Below are 17,654 nucleotides of genomic sequence, written 5' to 3'. Positions count from 1 at the left end.
TTGTGATAATTCCCGTTCCATATGATACTGTGTAGGTCTCAATTTACAGAAAGAGGTAGCCTAGAACATGCATATCATTTTATTATCAGGCGGATCAGGAAAACGATTATGGCCACTATCCAATGAAGTTCGCTCCAAACAGTTCCTCCCCATCCTGCAAGGGAAAGAGGGAAGACAGGAATCGATGGTGCAGCGTGTTTATCGGCAGATACAAGAAGCCGGATTAGGGTCCAATGTCACAATAGCAGCAGGAAAAGCCCAACATGATGCCCTTAAAAGTCAACTCGGAGATGCCGTTACCATAGTTTTGGAACCAGAACGAAGGGATACCTTTCCGGCAATCGCCCTATCCTCGGCTTACCTATCCTGGGAAAAGCACGTTCCCTCTGATGAGGTAGTGGTAGTACTTCCTGTCGATGTATATGCAGATCTGGGATATTTCAAAACCCTTGGGAAAATGGAAGAACTTGTCAAAAAAAATGTTTCCGACCTTGTGCTGATGGGAATCACTCCGGACCATCCGTCTGAAAAATATGGATACATTATCAGGGGAGAAGAGATAGAGGGGAACCAGATTGTAAAGAGCTTTGTTGAAAAACCCGAAAAAGAAAAGGCTGAAACCCTGATTGCAGAAGGTGCCTGCTGGAATGGTGGTGTATTTGCTTTTCGCCTTGGGTACCTGATGCAGATTCTCAAGAAACATACCGATGTGTCGACGTACCAACAGCTGTACGAAACCTATACAACCTTAAAAAAAATCAGTTTTGACTATGAAGTGGTAGAAAACGCCACATCCATCAGCATGGTACCCTATAAAGGAAAATGGAAGGATTTAGGCACTTGGGATATTCTGGCAAAGGAATTGGGCCCCGGTTGTATCGGAAAATGCCTGATAGCAGAACCCTCAGGTGACACCTTCATCATCAATGAACTGGATATCCCAATCGTAGCGCTGGGAACAGGAAATCTTGTCATTGCAGCAAGCCCTGACGGCATCTTGGTTTCCTCCCCCTCAAAAAGCCCGGTACTCAAGAAATATGTCGACCCTATGAAATTACGAATTCGCCATGAAGAACTACTATGGGGTGAATATACAGTAATCGATGCAACAGAAGTTGCCGATGGCCCTAAAACCTGTACAAAAAGGGTAGCAATGACAGCGAACAGTTTCAGGGAATTTTCCTCCCATGAGGGTTCCGAAACTGTGCTGGTAGTCATCCAAGGAGAGATCGAGGTCCAAAGCTATGCAGGCCAATTGAAACAGATGCTTCCCTTGGATACCCTGAAAATCGGCGAAAACCATGATTTCGCCATCCGTTCAACAAAGGATAGCATTTTCATGGAAATCCATAGGGAAGCATAAGAAACCTTGCAGTCCCTATTCTATTTCCACGACCTTGATCATGTTGGTTTGTCCGGAACTCCCCACAGGGACCCCGGCAGTTACCACCACGGTATCCCCAGGTTGCACGAAACCTTTTTCCTGCAAATAATGGGGAGCGTAATCAAGTAGTTCATCTACGGAATTCAAGTCTTGAATCAGGATTGGGTTCACCCCCCAGGAAAGAGCCAATCGTTGCACGGTCTCCAATTTTGGCGAAAAAGCAATAATCGGAACACTGGGGCGGAATTTTGCAATGAGGCGGGCAGTGCTGCCAGAATGCGTAAAGCATGCAATGTAGGAGGCATGGATTGACAATGCCAGTTCTCTCGTCGCAAGCCCCACTGCTTCGGTCTTCGTCTGTTTCTTGCGTTGTGTCCCCTGTTCCAGAGCATGTATCTGGTTCAAGACCAATCGTTTGAACTCGACACTCCTCTCACTCAAAGAGGCTATCCGCTTCATGGTCCGCACTGCCTGCAAAGGATATTCCCCTGCGGCAGTCTCGCCTGAAAGCATCACGGCGCTCGTCCCGTCGAGCACTGCATTTGCCACATCATTGGTCTCTGCCCTGGTAGGCCTGGGATTATGCATCATCGATTCCAGCATCTGGGTAGCGGTAATGACAGGCACTCCGGCTGAAAGGCATTTCCGAATTATCGATTTTTGGATCAGGGGGACTTCTTCCGGTAATACCTCAACACCCAAATCACCCCGGGCAATCATTATTGCGCTCGATTGCTTGATGATACGATCGATATCAGAGACAGCCTCGGGTTTTTCAATTTTGGAAATTATAGGGATTTCCCTTCCAAACGTCTTGAGCATATATGCCCTCAAGGAGGCTACATCCTCGCCTGTTCGTACAAATGACAAGGCGACATAGTCGATGTTGTTTGCAAAGGCAAAAGCGAGGTCTTTCTCGTCTTTCTCCGTAAAGGAACTGAGATGATGCAACGGAATCCCAGGCAGGTTTACTCCTTTCCTTGGGAATAGGGTACCGTCCTCCGCAATGGTGCAGAGTATGTCCCTGCCTTCAACTTTTTCAACAACAAGCGAAATAAGGCCATCATTGATAAGAATCTGGGAACCCTTGTGTACTTCCTCATGAAGATAGGGATAATCGATGGAAATCCTATCCTTGGTTCCCGAACACTGGTCTGTAGTGATGGTGAGTTTCTCCCCTTTCTTGATTTCAAAGGAAGGTTCCTCCAAGGTGCCGACACGAATTTTCGGTCCCTGCAGATCCTGGACGATGGCGATGGGAATGCCCAGTTCAACAGATGCTTTTCGAGCCAGATCATAACGAAGTTGTTGTTCTTCTGCCGACCCATGGCTGAAATTCAACCTGATTACCCGTGCACCCTCCTCAATAATGGCTTTGATAATTTCGAAGGTATTGGAGGCGGGACCAACAGTTGCAACGATCTTAGTATAGGTTCCTTGTTCACTCATAGGTTTTCTCCTTACTTCCTTTATCATCCACCTTTACCTAGGGGTTGTAAAGTTCACTTGCAAAGGAATGGAAGGAAAGCCTTGACATACTATACCGTTCGGTATAGTATCGAGCCATGGAAACCAATCGTACCGCGCTGCTTGAAGCAGCTTTAAGCAGTTTTTCCCAAAAAGGCTACAATGCCGTCGGAGTCCAGCAAATCGCCGACCAGGTAGGGGTAGGGAAACCCACTCTCTACCACTATTTCAAGAACAAGGCCGGCTTACTCAGTGCGTTGTTCGACACCTACCTGATCGCAGATCTTCCCCAGCTTGTAAGAGCCACCGAAAGAAAGGATGATATTCCCCTCACGCTCAATACCATGGCTATTTCTTTCTGCGAGTTAGCCATGAAGAACCCGAAGTTCTATTGTCTGATGATACATCTCTTCTATTCCGGAAGAGGCGACGAAGCCTACCTGGTAGCAAAACCCTACCTCGACAGACTGGAGGCCCTGATTTTCGGTATTTTCGAATCTGCTGCATGGCAACTGGGAAATATGCACGGAAGGCAACGACAATTTGCTCGCAGCTACCTTGGAATGCTATTTGAGTTTGTTTTTTCGAACCTCCAGGAAGGAAAAACCCTTGAGCAAAAGGATAGCAACCTTCTAGTTCATCAGTTCATGCACGGTATCTATTCATAAACATCAACCAATAATGATATAGCAATAAAAAAAACAATAAACGCCCCGGTTATATACCGACCGGTTGGTATAAGGAAGTCAAACATGAAACCCACTTGGTACGAAAACGCCTGCTTCTATCACATAAACCCCCTCACCTTCTGCAACGCCCCGCTTCGGCAGGACAATTTTCAGGCCTACCGTTTGCAGAATATTGAATTGTGGCTGGACCATCTCAAGGGTATGGGCTTTACAGCCCTCTACCTTGGACCGGTCTTTGACAGTCTCAGCCATGGGTACGACACCTCAGACTACTATAGGGTCGATTCAAGGCTTGGAGACAACCAATCACTTGTCAACCTAGTCCATGCCTGCCATCAAAAAGACATCAAGGTTATTTTGGACGGGGTCTTCAACCATACAGGACGAGAGTTCTTCGCGTTTAAGGACATCCAGAAACAAGGGGAAGCATCTGCCTACCTTCATTGGTACCGAAACGTCAAGGTCAACGGCAATGGATTTACCTACGAAAACTGGAGGGGATGCGAGGAACTGGCAGTCCTTGACCTGACAAAACAGGAAGTCAGGGATTATTTGCTGGATGTAGCCCAGTTCTGGAAAGAAACCTTCCATATTGACGGTATTCGGCTCGATTGTGCCGACAGCCTTGATTTGGGTTTCCTAAAAGAACTGCATACAAGGATGAAAACCCTGGACAACGATTTCTTTCTGCTCGGGGAAGTGATCCACGGAGATTACCGCAGGCAAAATAACAAAACCATGCTCGACAGCGTTACCAATTACGAGTTGCACAAAGCGCTTTACTCCTCCCACAACGACCATAACCTGTTTGAGCTAGCATTCTGTGCAAACCGCGAATTCGGACCTGAGGGGCTTTACAGAGACTTGTCGCTCTATACTTTCGTGGATAACCATGATGTCGATCGGCTTGCAAGCAAACTCGAGGACAAACGGCATCTGTTCAATATATACACCTTGCTCTTTACACTCAGGGGTATACCCAGCGTGTATTACGGCTCGGAGTGGGGAATCGAGGGAAAAAAGGAAGGCCCTGATGACAGCAAACTAAGGCCTGCTGTCCAGATCGAAGATATTGCAAAAGGAAACCAGGACCTGTTGAGCCATATCCATGGTTTGATTACCCTAAGAAAGACCCATGCAGCACTGGTCTTTGGCAAGTACGAACAGCTATATCTTACAAGCAATCAGTTTGCTTTCAAGCGGGAAACAGAGAAGGAAAGCATCCTTGTATGTACCAATGCCGAGAATAAGCAGTCGGTCTTTACTCTTTCGGCGGAGAAGGACTATCGGTATCTCTATGGCCTCGATTGTTCCTTCCAGAAAAAAGGACAGCTTCTTGAAATTACGCTTGGACCCTTCCAGACGCTCATACTGGCCTGCTGACCGCGCTCACCCACTAAGGTGACAAAGAAAATACTCCATTTTGGGTAGAGAAATAGCCCCTTGTAGCGATAGAGAACCAGAAAAAATGCCCCTATGATGAAAGCACAGGGGAAAGATTATGAACCGACGCTTTCAATTGGATATTGCAATAACCCTCGGGGCAGTCCTTTTAGCCGTAGCCTCACTTTTTTTAGCGAGGAATCTTCATATTGATAGTTCTACTGATGTATTTCTTCCGCAAAAGTCAGAGGTTATCGCTATCAACCAAAGGATTGAGGGTACTTTTTCTTCCATGGATGCAATAGTAGTCGGTGTCTCCCAGGCTGACGGGAAATCGATTCTCAATCCTGACTCCTTACAGGTAGTAAAAGACCTTACGCTCGCTTTCTCTTCCTTGGATGGTGTCGATTCTGTCACATCGCTTACCAATACAGAACATTTGACAGCAGGAAGTGACGGACTGGAAGTAGTTCCTTTGCTCCAGGGAACATCACCCGAAGGTTTGAAAGAATTGGCCTTGCGCTTAGATGAATGGAAAGAAGTGTACGAGGGAAATCTGCTATCCAAGGACAAAACCCTGGCAGCCATCATCATTCAGCCAAAGGTGGGACTACCAGAATCTGTTGAAGATACAATGTTGCAGGAAATTGGAGAAACCCTCGCCTCCGGTTCCTTTACAGGACTTACCTTTTCTACGGTAGGCCTTCCCGTGGTCAAGAATCAGATCAACAAGAGCCTGGTAAGCGATCTGGCAATCCTTGCCCCAGTTGTGGGACTTCTGATCATAATAGTCTTATTTGTGTCTTTCCGCAGGATTGTCGGAATCGTCCTTCCCCTCTTGAGCCTTTTCCTCTCTGCTTGTCTGGTGATAGGGATTATGGCCCTGCTGCAGATAACCTTCACGATGGCGACCATGCTTGTTCCGGTTCTGTTGCTTATCGTCGGGTCTGCCTACACCATTCATGTAATGAGCCATTTCTATGAAGAGGTATCCCTCTTTTCCGACACACTCACGCCAAGTGAAACCAATGGGGTTGTCAAGGAAGTACTGCAGAGAAACCGCCTCCCGATCATTATGGCCGGGGCAACCACTGCAGCAGGATTCATTGCACAATTCACAAGCCCCCTTGCTCCTTTCAGGACCTTCGGGCTGCTGAGCGCTATCGGTGTCTTGCTATCACAACTGTCTACCCTCTATCTGCTCCCATCTCTATTGAGACTCTCCTACCATAGGGGCATACGTGTCGGAAAAGTACGATATCCCAGGGCTTCCCTCTCCTTTTTCAGGTTTTTCAAAACAATAGCCTTCAAGGGTACGAAGTTGCTCTTTTTTGGATTTTTCGTTCTTCTGTTCGCAACCATACTCCTTATCCCCCGCATCAAGACAGGTACCGATATGCTCGGGTTTTTCAAACCCAATAGCAAACTGGTCCGGGATACAAGACTCTTCAACGAAAAGATGAACGGTAGCGGTGTGCTTACAGTCATGATCAGTGGCGATGCACCTTCCTCAGTCCTTGACCCCCAGTTTCTAACCTCCCTGGAAGAATTCAAGAACACCCTTGAGAGACACCCTGAAGTAGGGAACGTACAGACCATTCTCCCCTACCTCAAACGAATCAATGCACTTTTGAACCAAGATACAGTACCGTATCAAAGGGAAATCTTGGACCAAGGGACCTTTGATTTCTTTGGAGAGATGGAAAACCAAGGCCCTCCCTTGCCTTCCCTAACCAAGGAAAGCGAACAGATAGCTACTCAGGGCACCTTCTACGAAATTCCGGTCGACCCAGAGAAATATGGGCTCCAGACCGATGCTGACTTAAAGGCGTTGCTCTCCCAGTATCTGATGCTGTATTCGGGAAATCTTTCAATGTTCATCAATGATGCATTGGAACCCGATGCCACCTTGGTCATAATCCAACTCCACCCGAGTGAAACACAGACTTTGAAAGATATTTTCTCAGAGATACAGACCTTCTGGGAAGGACGCCTCAAAGATGGCTGGAAAGTAGAAACCGGGGGAGGGGAAGCCGTGAGCCTTGCCTTGACCGAACTGGTTACCCGATCGCAGATATATTCTCTGCTGGGTGCTATAATCATCGTCTATTTACTGGTTAGCCTTATGTTCAGGTCCCCTCTTGCAGGATTACTTGGCCTTATCCCTGTAGCCTATGCCCTCATGGGAATCTTTGCATCCATGGCACTTCTTTCCATACACCTGGATATTGTAACCAGCCTGCTGGCAGCCTTGGCCATCGGAATCGGGGTGGACTATGCAATCCATTTCCTATCCGCCTACAAACGGCTCAACGGATCGTACGACTCTGGGCAAACCTTGCAGCTGGTTCTGGGAACTACAGGCAGAGCCATCCTCATCAATGCGGCATCCGTTACCTTGGGCTTCTGCGGTTTGCTGTTCAGCCGTTTTGTCCCTATCAGACAGATGGGTATCCTGTTCTGCATTTCCATGGTATTTGCCAGTCTTGCAAGCCTGACAGTGCTGCCCGCTATCCTCAACCGATGGAAACCAAAGTTTCTCTCTACCCCCAACAGAGAGCCAAATCCCAAAAAAAGGAGTCTATTATGAGAAAAATATCTGTTGTCAGGTCATTTACCTTGGTCTTTGCACTTTCCTGCCTGGCCCTGACTTTCGCTTTTTCCCAGCAGACAGGGGCCTCAATCATGCATGAGGTGATGGAGGTCCAGGTTTCCGATAGTTCTGCGCTAGACATCAAACTCACCTTGATCGACCCAAACGGATCAGAGAGGGAACGCCGGTTACAGACCCTGACCCTAACGGAAAACGGTCTGACAAAAACCCTCACGGTTTTTCTCTCGCCATCCAGCGTAAAAAACACGAGGTTCCTTACCATTGAAAAACAAGAGGGGAGCAACGACCAATGGATATATCTGCCTTCCCTTGGCAGGGTCAAGCGCATTGCAGCACAGGAAGAAGGCGGCTCCTTCATGGGAAGTGACTTTACCTATGCCGATATGGGTTCCACCACGTATGACGATGACCAGGCAGAACACATCCTTATCGGAGAGGAAATGCTTGATGGAAATAATTGTTTTATCGTGGAATCAAAACCAACGGTTTCCTCAGAATATGGAAAAACCGTTACCTGGGTCGACAAAGTCACCTATTTGCCACTGAAAGTAGTGTTCTACGAAAAAGATTCCGTTTCGGTAGTGAAAACACTCATCGGTGAGGATAGTACAAAAATTGGAACCAAGTGGGTTACAAAAACCCTGACTATGACCACAGCGGCAACAAACCATAGTACCCGCATCGAGATTCTCCAGGCAAAATTCGATATTCCCATCGATAGCCGATTCTTTACAATTCCCTTTATGGAAACGGGGAGGTTGTTATGAAAAAAATCATTGTAGTTTGTCTTTTGTTATTCTATTCGCTTGCTTCGGCAGCAGCTTTTTCGGGTTTTGATGCAATTTTCTCTGATGCAACAGAGGAAACAGACAGCAGTGCAAAAGATTTTTCCTGGAAAGGAAAAGCAGAAGTCTCCTTGGAAGGGTTTCCAAAGGGGGGAATGCTTGACCCGGCAGAATCAATTTCCTTCGATCTGGAGTGGAATACCAGCAGGGTACAGACCTCGGCATCGCTCTCTTTCTCAAATACGTTGCAATGGGATGAATTGCTTACCGACCTTTCTCTCACCACCTTTGTAAAGAATGTTCGCATCGAAGCTGGGTTCTTGACTAAGGAATGGGGATCGGGCGATGGGGTCCATGTGGTCGACGTTCCCAACGCACTGGATTATACCAATGGTATAACTGATGATTTACTTGCCATGAAGGTCCCGGAACCAATGGTCATCGTTTCATCTTCCTGGGGAAACACTGCCTTGGAGCTACTGTACAAACCGATTTTCACCCCGATGAAAACCTCGATGGAAGGGCGCTGGTCCCTTTTGCCTGCAACCTTTTTCGCTCCGGACGGGACGAAGGCCACCATAACCGACAGCCAGACTTCAAAACTTTCCTACTCCCAATTCGGATCCAGACTTTCTACGGTATGGGGCCCCAGTGATATCTCTTTCATATATTTCAACGGTTATTACAGCCAGCCTGGATACAAGAATCTTGTTTTTGACTTTTCGGATCCCCTGCATCCCTATGTAACCAGTGTCGAGGTACAGTACACCAAGGCCCAACTTTTCGGTACTGCCCTGACAGTGGTAGCTGGACCCTATACCCTTATGTTCGAAGGGGGCTACTACCTAAGTGAAGACAAGGAAGGAACAGACCCCACCCTTTACAATAGCAAATGGGTATACGAAGCCGGAATAGGCATGTTCCTCTTTGGGACGTCTACCTATGGCTCGCTTATGTACAACGGGCACAGAACCGACCATTTTGACCAGGTCGATGTGCTTGCGGGAGATGTAGATGCCTATCAGGCCTATGGGGGGAAAGCATATGGGAATACCCTCACTGCAGCACTTGAAATACCTTTTGCCAGGGACACTCTATCCTTGAGACTCGCAGGGACATACCAAATAGAAACCAAAGGTTATGCCTTCCTCCCTTCATTGCAATGGGAAATAAGTGACAGTCTGGTTTTCACAGCAAAAGGAAGATTGTTCGGCAATGTTTCAGGGGATGAGGGAAACATATTTAAAACCTGGGATGAAAATGATTCGGTGAGTATAGGCATTTCCTTTCTGTTCTAGCTTCAATGCGTGTGGTAGAATCTAGAAAAAGGGGCCACACTGTGTTCATTATCGGGGACATCCTGTTATTCATTACCACCGCTTTGGTTCTGTCCATCACATGCCTGTGCATTCTGCTACATGTTCGGGCACGGGATGCATATACCAAAGGTTTTCTGACCGTTTTGATTCCACTCTGCCTACAGATGAACCTGACGTTACTGATGACCTACATTCCCAGGGTCTATGACCCAAGCCAGTTGAGCGGAGAAACCTATGAGGCTTTCTGCCTTGTCTTAACTGTAGTCTCTATATTTCTGACTACTACGCTTTTATTGGTAATGAGCAGGTACCTTATCGATTTATTGCCAGCCACAGAGAAGCAAAAGCATCTGGGAAATCGTCTTGTCCTTGCAATCATCACGCTATACCTGGTGCTGAGCCTCTATTTTATCATTTTGCGGAGTGAAGGAAACTGGACTAGCGCAATGGATTATACTTTCCGCTACCATTTCTTCAGCGGAAGTATGCTCATGGTAGTCCTCGGCATCACCTCTCTCATCTACCGCAAAAAAGCCACCCTCTGGGAAGAAGAGCAGTTGTTACGGGGAATAAGCATTACGTTCCTGCCTTTGGTGATTACCTTTCCCCTTGATCTGATCTTTTTCAGACACCATGCATTTAAACTGGCTTACCTGAGTTTTTCCATTTTCGTGGTCTATCTGTATTTTTTTATCAGTCGAAGATACTTCCAGAAATATGAGGTATCCTACCAGCAACTCACTGTCCAGGCAGATATCCTCAGAGCACATGGGATTTCCATCAGGGAAGAAGAGATTATCAGACTCTTGGTCCAGGGAAAGACAAACAGGGAAATTGCCGAGAAGCTGTTTATTTCCACTAACACGGTCAAGACTCATGTAAAGAATATCTATGGGAAACTGAACGTATCAAACAGGGTCCAGCTTTTTTCCCTGCTAAAAGAAAATCCTACCCCTTAGGCCAGGGAATATGCTTCCAAAAACAGGCCATCCTGATATTTCTTAACGAATATTTCAAAGTAATATTGTGAAACAGGAGAGGAAAAATAATTCCCCTGCAGGTAGCTGACCCCATGGTTCTTGGCCGCATGCATCTGAACCTTATTCTCGATTCCCTTCGCAAGGGGCTTAATGGAAAGTGATGAGGATAGGGCCACAAGCGCAGAATATATCTTGCTCCCAAAAAAGCCCTGTTCGGTATACGTATCTGAATAGAGCGAATAATTCAGTTTCATCGTATCAAAATGGTTGAGGAACATGGCATTCAAATCAAAGGCTTCTTTGTCGAAGACATCCAAGGCTATGCGGAATCCCTGCTTGCGGAATTCCTGGATATTGATGGCAAGCATCGGGTTGGACAGGGCACTGTCCTTGATATCGAGCTCGATATCCGAGGGATCCAAGCCATATTCCTTTGCAAGCGACTTCAACTGTGAGGCCGGAAGGGTATGTATAGAGGATTCACTTATATTTATGACAATAAGGAATCGCTGGGGAACAACATTCTCCAGATGGAGCTTTTCTGCCATCTGAAAACTCTTTTTGATAATGGCTAGGTCGATGATATGCATATAATCCATATCCTCCGCCAAATCTTTGAAGACCTTTGCCTCGAGGATTCTCATCCCCCCTAATTGCCAGCGGGCCATGCTCTCAAAACCCACAACCCGAAAAGTCTCGCTGTCGATAATCGGCTGGAAAAAGGGATTGAATTCCTGGATCCAGTCTTTTTGGAGGAAACCTTCCCTGCATTCGTCATTGTTCAACTTGGTTGCCCTGATTTTCTCGTCCGAGACGAGATAGCGCCTGTTTTGTTTCTGGGCGCATTTCATGGTAAAGAATGCGAGTTCTATCAACTCATCGGCATTGCGTACCTGATATCGCAGGCCGGAGGCAGCAGCACCGACAACCAGGTTGTTTACCATCATTCGTTCCCTTTCAGAGCTTGGGATGAGAACGGAAAGTTCCAATGATATGGAATTGGTAATCTTTTCCAAAAACCGGTCTCGGTATGCATAGTCCGTAATTTTATCAAAGTTGAAGTCCTTCAGGACCACGAACTGGTTCACTGACAATCTTCTGACGTTCTCTTCTCCAAAATAGGAACATAATTTCTTATGGGCAGCATGCAGGTATTTTTCCATGACAGAGCATTGCAGAACTTCCTGGTAATAGTGCAGGGGCATTGTCTCAATGAAAAGACAGTACATTCCACTGACCTGCTCTTCACAAAGCTTCGATAGATTGGAAAAAGAATTGTTTTGGAAGAATTGCTTTCTGGTCTTCCGGCAAGCAACAAGGCCTATAAGGCTTACGGCAAGAAACAAACTGCCGATGGCAATCAGGGGAATTTCCAACAAGTATCCGCCCAGTATGAGCCCAAAGGAAAAAAAACCCGTGCCCCCAAAAAATATACGCTTCTTTTCATTCATAAAACCATTCCCCACCGAGAATTTGATTACCGCTACTTGGGTTGCAAAAGAAGCAAACAACGGCTCTAAGAAGTAAAGGAAACAAGGGAACTATCCGCAAACACGCTTTGAAGAAAGTGTCCCTTGTTATATTGCAAAACAAAGTACTTGGACCCCTATCATTCAACCGGTTTCACAAAATAGCTTCCCCTGTTCTTGAGCAAGAGTTTAGTCCCTTCTACGACTGCGGTCAGGGGGCGTTTGGAAATATAGAAATCCATTCCGATACGATTATGGAAAAATTCATCGATACCATCGATTAGGGCTCCACCACCACTGACGACAATCCCATTGACAATGATATCGGCAGAAAGCTCTGCAGGGGTATTCTGCAAGACTTTCAGAATAAGATTGGAAATGCTCTCGAAAGGCTTTGTAAGTACATCACGTATCTCAGTCTCATCGATAGTGATTTTCTTGGGAAGCCCTGTCATAACATCCCTTCCGTTTACATGTGTCAACCGAGGGGTCTCGATTACTTCCCGTAATGAACCGATCTCCATCTTCACCCGCTCGGCAGTTCTTTTACCGATAAGAAGCCCATGGGTATATTGCATGTAGTTCATTATTTCGCTATCGAAATAATTCCCTGCGACACGGTTGGATTCGGAAACGACAATATCACCTAAAGACAGGACCCCAATATCGGTAGAACCTCCCCCAATATCGATAATCATACTTCCATTGCTACTGAAAATGTCCAATCCGGAACCTATAGCCCCTGCCTTCACTTCCTGTTCAATGAAAATATCCTTTACTTTGAGCCGATTTCCCAAATCCTTGAAGGAATCCCTTTCAAGCTGAGTCACTTCCGAGGGACAGCAGAGCAACAGGGTGGATTCCGAAAGATTCAGGGATAGATTTTCCGATTTATGCAGGGAAATCTCAATCATTTTCTTGGTAGCTTCCATATCAGAGATCACCCCTTGGGTAAGAGGACTTACAATCCTGATTCCCTGGTGACCTTTGCCTACCATATCGGCAGCCATCTGCCCGACTGCGATTACTTCATTGGTTTCATAATCAAAGGCGATGACCGAGGGTTCATTGATAACAACCCCTTCTCCCTCTACATAGACCAATAGGTTGGCTGTCCCCAAGTCAATCCCGATGCTCTTTGCCTTTACTACTTTCTTTTCCTGTTTTTCGGATTCAGTATTCTTCTCTTGTTTACTTTTCAAAAATGCCATGATTGCTTACTCCTACATTTGAAGCGGGTTCACGAGATAATCTCCCCGGTTCTTTATGAGATACTTTGTTCCCTCAGCCACACAAGTCAGGGGATTCGAGACAACATGAACAGGCACCTGAATTCGCTTTCCAACATATTGTTCGATTCCCTTGATGAGCGAACAACCACCACTGAGCAAAATACCATTGCGGAAAATATCTGCGGAAAGCTCGGGAGGAGTATCCTTCAACACGGCAGAAACCAATTTTACGATTTCGTCAAAAATGGGGAAAAGGATCTCCTGCATTTCACTGGTAGTGAGTTCAAACCACTTGGGAATACCCTTTACCATGTCACGCCCAGCATATTTGAACGTATTTGACTTGGCATTCTCGTGTAAATCAGCCAATTCCAGCTTGATCCGCTCAGCGGTAAGCTCACCTATTTCAACGTTCCTGGTCTTCTTGACATACTTGGTAATCTCATCATCCATGAAATTGCCTGCCTTCCTGACCGTCCTTGAGATAACGATATCACCAAAGGAAAGTATTCCCACATCAGTGGTTCCTCCTCCGATATCAACAATCATAGTCCCCTTGGACATGAATATATCAATCCCGGCACCGAGCAAACCGGATTTGATCTCCTCTTCTATGAAAACATCTTCAATCTTCATTTTTGCAGCAAGATCAACCATGACGTCCCGTTCAATCTTCGTTACCTCTGAAGGACAACAGATAACACAGGTCGTGCGTTCCATATCCTTGTCTGTCAGATTGTCGATTTTCGAAAGGACATAGGTGAGCAAGGCTTTGGCTGCCCTCATATCCGAGATAACCCCGTTTCGAAGCGGTTTGATCACGGCGATCTTTGAGTGCACCTTGCCTAACATACGATGTGCATCGTTTCCTGCGGCGACAACTTGCCCTGATTCTCGGTCGAAAGCAATTACAGAGGGTTCGTTGAATATGATTCCTTTCTTTTCTTGATAGACCAAAAGATTTGCGGTTCCCAGATCTATGCCAAGTCCGATTCGCTCTTTAGTATTGGAAGTATTTGTTTTCATTGCGATCTCCTTAGACCTATACTTCGCTATAGAAGTATTTGCTTGTCATTTTCAGCAACTTCTTACATCCATCGACTACTGCAGTAAGAGGAACCTCTGAGAGGCGAACCGGTACTTTTGCAATTTCTTCGATATACGTTGTCAAGCCAGGAATCTGGGAACATCCTCCCGAAAGAAGAATCCCTGAATCTACCAAATCTCCGGAAAGCTCAGGAGGAGTTTCCTCGAGGGTCGAAAGCAACACGGATTTGATGGGGTCAAAACAGTTGAGCAAGACTTCCCTGATTTCCTTTGCTCCGATGATCGTACTGCGGGGCAACCCTGTGATCAAATCCCGGCCCATTGCTTCATAGGAAAGGGTTTCCCCCTCCTCGGTTGTAGGATAGGGACCTGTAAGGGAAGCAAGCAGGATTTTTGTTTCTTCTGCGGTCTGCAAACCGATTTCCAGCTTATGGATCAGTTTGACATGGTCTATAATCTGTTTGTCGAAATAATCGCCGGCAATTTTGATCGATTTGGATAAAACCACATCACCTAGCGAAAGAATGCCGAAATCGGTGGTACCACCCCCGATATCCACAATCATATAGCCCTTCGGGGCAAAAATATCGATCCCGGAACCCAAGGCGGCGGCCTTGATCTCTTGCTCGATGATCGTATTCTCAATTCCCAGGTTATGCCCGAGTTCGACAATTGCTTCTTTTTCCGTGTTTGTAATTTCTGAAGGGATACAAATGACGAGTTTTTTTATTACACCGATTTCAGATGAAAAAATCCTGTTGAGTGTAAAGAGAAGTATTTCCTGAATCAGGTTGATATCGGAAATCACGCCCCCCTGGAGAGGTCTGATTACATCAAATTTATCATGGGTTTTTCCCACAAGCTTGGCAGCATCATTGCCTACACAGATGACTTTCTTTGTTGCCCTGTCGATGGCAATAATCGAAGGCTCATTAAAGAGAGTGCCTTGACCTTCGACATAGATAAGCAAGTTCGACGTCCCGAGATCAATACCAACAGATAGATTGTTTTTATCCATAATATTTCTCCATAGTTTTCATTTTCCACCCCTTCGTTTATTTTTGTCTCCAGAAAAAACTCTAGGGTGATTCTCACACGGAGCGTATCAGCTGTCAACTCAAATTTTTTTTAAATTTTTATTATATATACATTTATGTCATATTTCAAATGACTTTTGCCCTTTCGATTGTGACATAGCATCCTTGTTTTTATAGGTTTTTTGGAGAGAATCCAGCAGATAAAAGACACAACTGGCTACAAGAAACCTGCCAATCCTATACAGGAACTAGCTTTCGGTACATTTTCTTTAAGGTATGTCGTAGGTAACAACAAGGCAGCGACGAAAAGGTGTTTCTCTGAAACTATGCGCCTTATGTCAAAATTAAAAACTTGAATGGGATGGTAAAACAAAGCAAATGGTGAGAAGTAACAAGGAGTTTGTACTAAATGACTTATCTATTTTCCCGCTTTTTGTCATTTTTCTCAACTTTGCCGCCACATCTCACAGTGTTAATTTTATATTTTTTTTTGGTTTTATCGTTTACGGAGTGCAATAGATGGTTGAAAAAGCAACTTACTTATAATTTCGGGTTTTTCGTTTCCAGACTTTTAATCCCGAAAGCAAACATCAAGGCAGTAAGGAGTGTCGAGAGAAAATCTGCAAACGGAGCTGCATACAATAGACCTTCCAGCCCCCATAGCCGGGGGAAAACCAACAAGGCAGGAATAAGGAAAATAACCTGTCTTGACAGGGTTAAAAGCATAGCTGAATGGGGGCGTCCGATTGCCTGGAAAAAGTGTGCCCCGATGATCTGGAATCCGATCAGAGGCATAAGGAGCAGCCAGCGGCTTAAGGCAAAGCTTCCGAATCTCAATAGTTCAGGATTGCGGTTGAAAAGGGATACCAGTTGTTGCGGAATTAAACGTGTTCCCAGATATCCGGTCAAGACGATAGCCGTTGCTGCCAGAATTGCAAGCTTCACAGCCTCTTTGACCCGGGAAAATTTCTTTGCCCCGAAATTATAGCTAATAATTGGCTGCACCCCTTGGTTGATCCCTACTACAGGCATAACCAGAATGGTCTGGAGACTGTTTACAATTCCCATTGCAGAAATAGCCATATCACCACCATAGAATAGCAAGGACTTATTGAGGACAACATTGAGCAGGCTGTTTGCAAGCTGCATCAAAAACCCAGGCATACCCAGATTGACAATGGTACTGACAACCATCTTCTTTGGCTTCATATTGACCAAACGCAGTTTATGCCTGCTTCGTTTCCCTAGAAAATAGGAAATAACCCATATAGAGGAAATAGCCTGGGCAAGGACCGTAGCAAGGGCAGCCCCTCCCATTCCCATGTTAAAGCCAAAGATGAACAGGGGATCGAGCAGAGTGTTTACCCCTGCGCCAAGAAACATGCTGCACATTGCAATTTTGGGATTCCCATCTGCCCTGATGAAATTGTTCATGCCGATACTTACCACCTGGAAAACAGCACCCAGAAAAATGTAGCGCATATATTCGAGGGCAAAAGGCAGAACCTGTTCGCTTGCGCCGAAAAGGGAGAGTATGGGAACCAGAAAAAATTCCCCCAGGACCATGAAAAACAGACCTGCGATCACCAGCAGGGAAAAAGCATTGCCCAAAGCCTGTTCGGCTTCTTCGTATTTCTTTTGCCCCAGCCTGATAGAAAAGAGTGTCGCTCCGCCGACTCCAAAAAGCAACCCGATGGAGAGCAGGATGATCATGATGGGAAATCCTATGGTAATTCCGGCTATACCATATGAACCCAGATCGGGGCTGTTACCGATGAAGATCCGGTCAACGACATTGTATAATGCATTCACCATCATCCCCACGATTGCGGGGACGGAGAATTTTACCAGCAATTTCGATACTTTCTCTACTCCGATGGGATTAATGTATTCCATTTCTATAATTTTCCGTTCCTTTTATGGAGGTAAGGTAGGTGTACCCGGTTATAGGAAAAGCACGTTGCCATATTTTTCTACTGCAAATGCAGGGTTTATAGGGGGAAATTGTTCAACCCAAACCAAAATCGCTACTTTTTTATCTATTTTTTTTAGATTAAAAGAAGCTTTTTGCTACGCTCAGAGATGATGAGATTTACTATATTTGCAAAACAGTGGGAGGTCAACTGTTAAGGGAAATGCATAAAACAACCGGCAAGAAGGGTTCCCTTTTTACCCAATTTTAGACATTGGCCGGTAAAGCCTCTTTCCATAAAACCTTGCCAGAGATTAAGAAATCGAATGTTTTTTA

At 45.7% G+C, this 17,654-nt stretch carries 13 protein-coding genes; 7 read left to right on the top strand and 6 right to left on the bottom strand.

Annotation, left to right across the window (positions count from 1 at the left end):
- Positions 1-67 precede the first annotated feature (67 nt).
- A complete protein-coding gene (locus tag SPIGRAPES_RS11180) occupies positions 68-1,363 on the top strand; it encodes a sugar phosphate nucleotidyltransferase (protein ID WP_014270861.1) in 1,296 nt (431 codons plus the stop codon).
- A gap of 15 nt (positions 1,364-1,378) precedes the next feature.
- Here the strand turns inward: SPIGRAPES_RS11180 and pyk are convergent, their stop codons facing one another.
- Positions 1,379-2,833 (bottom strand): pyruvate kinase, encoded by a 1,455-nt coding sequence (gene pyk / locus SPIGRAPES_RS11175; protein ID WP_014270860.1) that lies wholly within the window; start codon positions 2,831-2,833, stop codon positions 1,379-1,381.
- 116 nt (positions 2,834-2,949) lie between these two features.
- Here pyk and SPIGRAPES_RS11170 point away from each other — a divergent pair, with 116 nt between their 5' ends.
- From SPIGRAPES_RS11170 to SPIGRAPES_RS11145, 6 genes are all read left to right on the top strand, one after another.
- Positions 2,950-3,519: a TetR/AcrR family transcriptional regulator gene (locus tag SPIGRAPES_RS11170; RefSeq protein ID WP_014270859.1), complete on the top strand. Its 570-nt coding sequence runs from the start codon at positions 2,950-2,952 to the stop codon at positions 3,517-3,519.
- An 84-nt stretch (positions 3,520-3,603) separates the two neighbouring features.
- Complete coding sequence (locus SPIGRAPES_RS11165; protein ID WP_014270858.1) at positions 3,604-4,923, top strand: alpha-amylase family glycosyl hydrolase; 1,320 nt, start codon at positions 3,604-3,606, stop codon at positions 4,921-4,923.
- Between the two features lie 118 nt (positions 4,924-5,041).
- Positions 5,042-7,513, top strand: a complete 2,472-nt coding sequence (locus tag SPIGRAPES_RS11160; RefSeq protein ID WP_014270857.1) for an efflux RND transporter permease subunit — start codon at positions 5,042-5,044, stop codon at positions 7,511-7,513.
- Complete coding sequence (locus SPIGRAPES_RS11155) at positions 7,510-8,304, top strand: outer membrane lipoprotein-sorting protein (RefSeq protein WP_014270856.1); 795 nt, start codon at positions 7,510-7,512, stop codon at positions 8,302-8,304. Before SPIGRAPES_RS11160 ends, SPIGRAPES_RS11155 begins: the two co-directional genes overlap by 4 nt.
- The gene (locus SPIGRAPES_RS11150; RefSeq protein ID WP_014270855.1) at positions 8,301-9,620 is read left to right on the top strand and encodes a hypothetical protein; all 1,320 of its coding nucleotides are present in this window, start codon (positions 8,301-8,303) and stop codon (positions 9,618-9,620) included. The genes SPIGRAPES_RS11155 and SPIGRAPES_RS11150 overlap by 4 nt, the downstream gene beginning before the upstream one ends.
- Positions 9,621-9,661: 41 nt before the next feature.
- Positions 9,662-10,600: a response regulator transcription factor gene (locus tag SPIGRAPES_RS11145; protein WP_041384629.1), complete on the top strand. Its 939-nt coding sequence runs from the start codon at positions 9,662-9,664 to the stop codon at positions 10,598-10,600.
- Here the strand turns inward: SPIGRAPES_RS11145 and SPIGRAPES_RS11140 are convergent.
- The 5 genes from SPIGRAPES_RS11140 to SPIGRAPES_RS11120 all read right to left on the bottom strand — a co-directional run bounded on the left by SPIGRAPES_RS11140 (position 10,597) and on the right by SPIGRAPES_RS11120 (position 17,302).
- Complete coding sequence (locus SPIGRAPES_RS11140; RefSeq protein WP_014270853.1) at positions 10,597-12,072, bottom strand: EAL domain-containing protein; 1,476 nt, start codon at positions 12,070-12,072, stop codon at positions 10,597-10,599. The genes SPIGRAPES_RS11145 and SPIGRAPES_RS11140 overlap by 4 nt on opposite strands.
- Before the next feature lie 158 nt (positions 12,073-12,230).
- The gene (gene mreB / locus SPIGRAPES_RS11135; RefSeq protein WP_014270852.1) at positions 12,231-13,301 is read right to left on the bottom strand and encodes a rod shape-determining protein; all 1,071 of its coding nucleotides are present in this window, start codon (positions 13,299-13,301) and stop codon (positions 12,231-12,233) included.
- A 12-nt stretch (positions 13,302-13,313) separates the two neighbouring features.
- The gene (locus SPIGRAPES_RS11130) at positions 13,314-14,348 is read right to left on the bottom strand and encodes a rod shape-determining protein (RefSeq protein ID WP_014270851.1); all 1,035 of its coding nucleotides are present in this window, start codon (positions 14,346-14,348) and stop codon (positions 13,314-13,316) included.
- 16 nt (positions 14,349-14,364) lie between these two features.
- Positions 14,365-15,387: a rod shape-determining protein gene (mreB, locus tag SPIGRAPES_RS11125; protein ID WP_014270850.1), complete on the bottom strand. Its 1,023-nt coding sequence runs from the start codon at positions 15,385-15,387 to the stop codon at positions 14,365-14,367.
- A gap of 559 nt (positions 15,388-15,946) precedes the next feature.
- On the bottom strand, positions 15,947-17,302 hold the full coding sequence (locus SPIGRAPES_RS11120; protein ID WP_014270849.1) for an MATE family efflux transporter: 1,356 nt from the start codon (positions 17,300-17,302) through the stop codon (positions 15,947-15,949).
- Positions 17,303-17,654: the final 352 nt, after the last annotated feature.

Origin of the sequence: Sphaerochaeta pleomorpha str. Grapes (assembly GCF_000236685.1) — a bacterium.
GTDB classification, from domain to species: domain Bacteria; phylum Spirochaetota; class Spirochaetia; order Sphaerochaetales; family Sphaerochaetaceae; genus Sphaerochaeta; species Sphaerochaeta pleomorpha.
The sequence above is the reverse complement of the archived record's forward strand: the minus strand, read 5'-3'. Positions and strand labels throughout refer to the sequence as shown.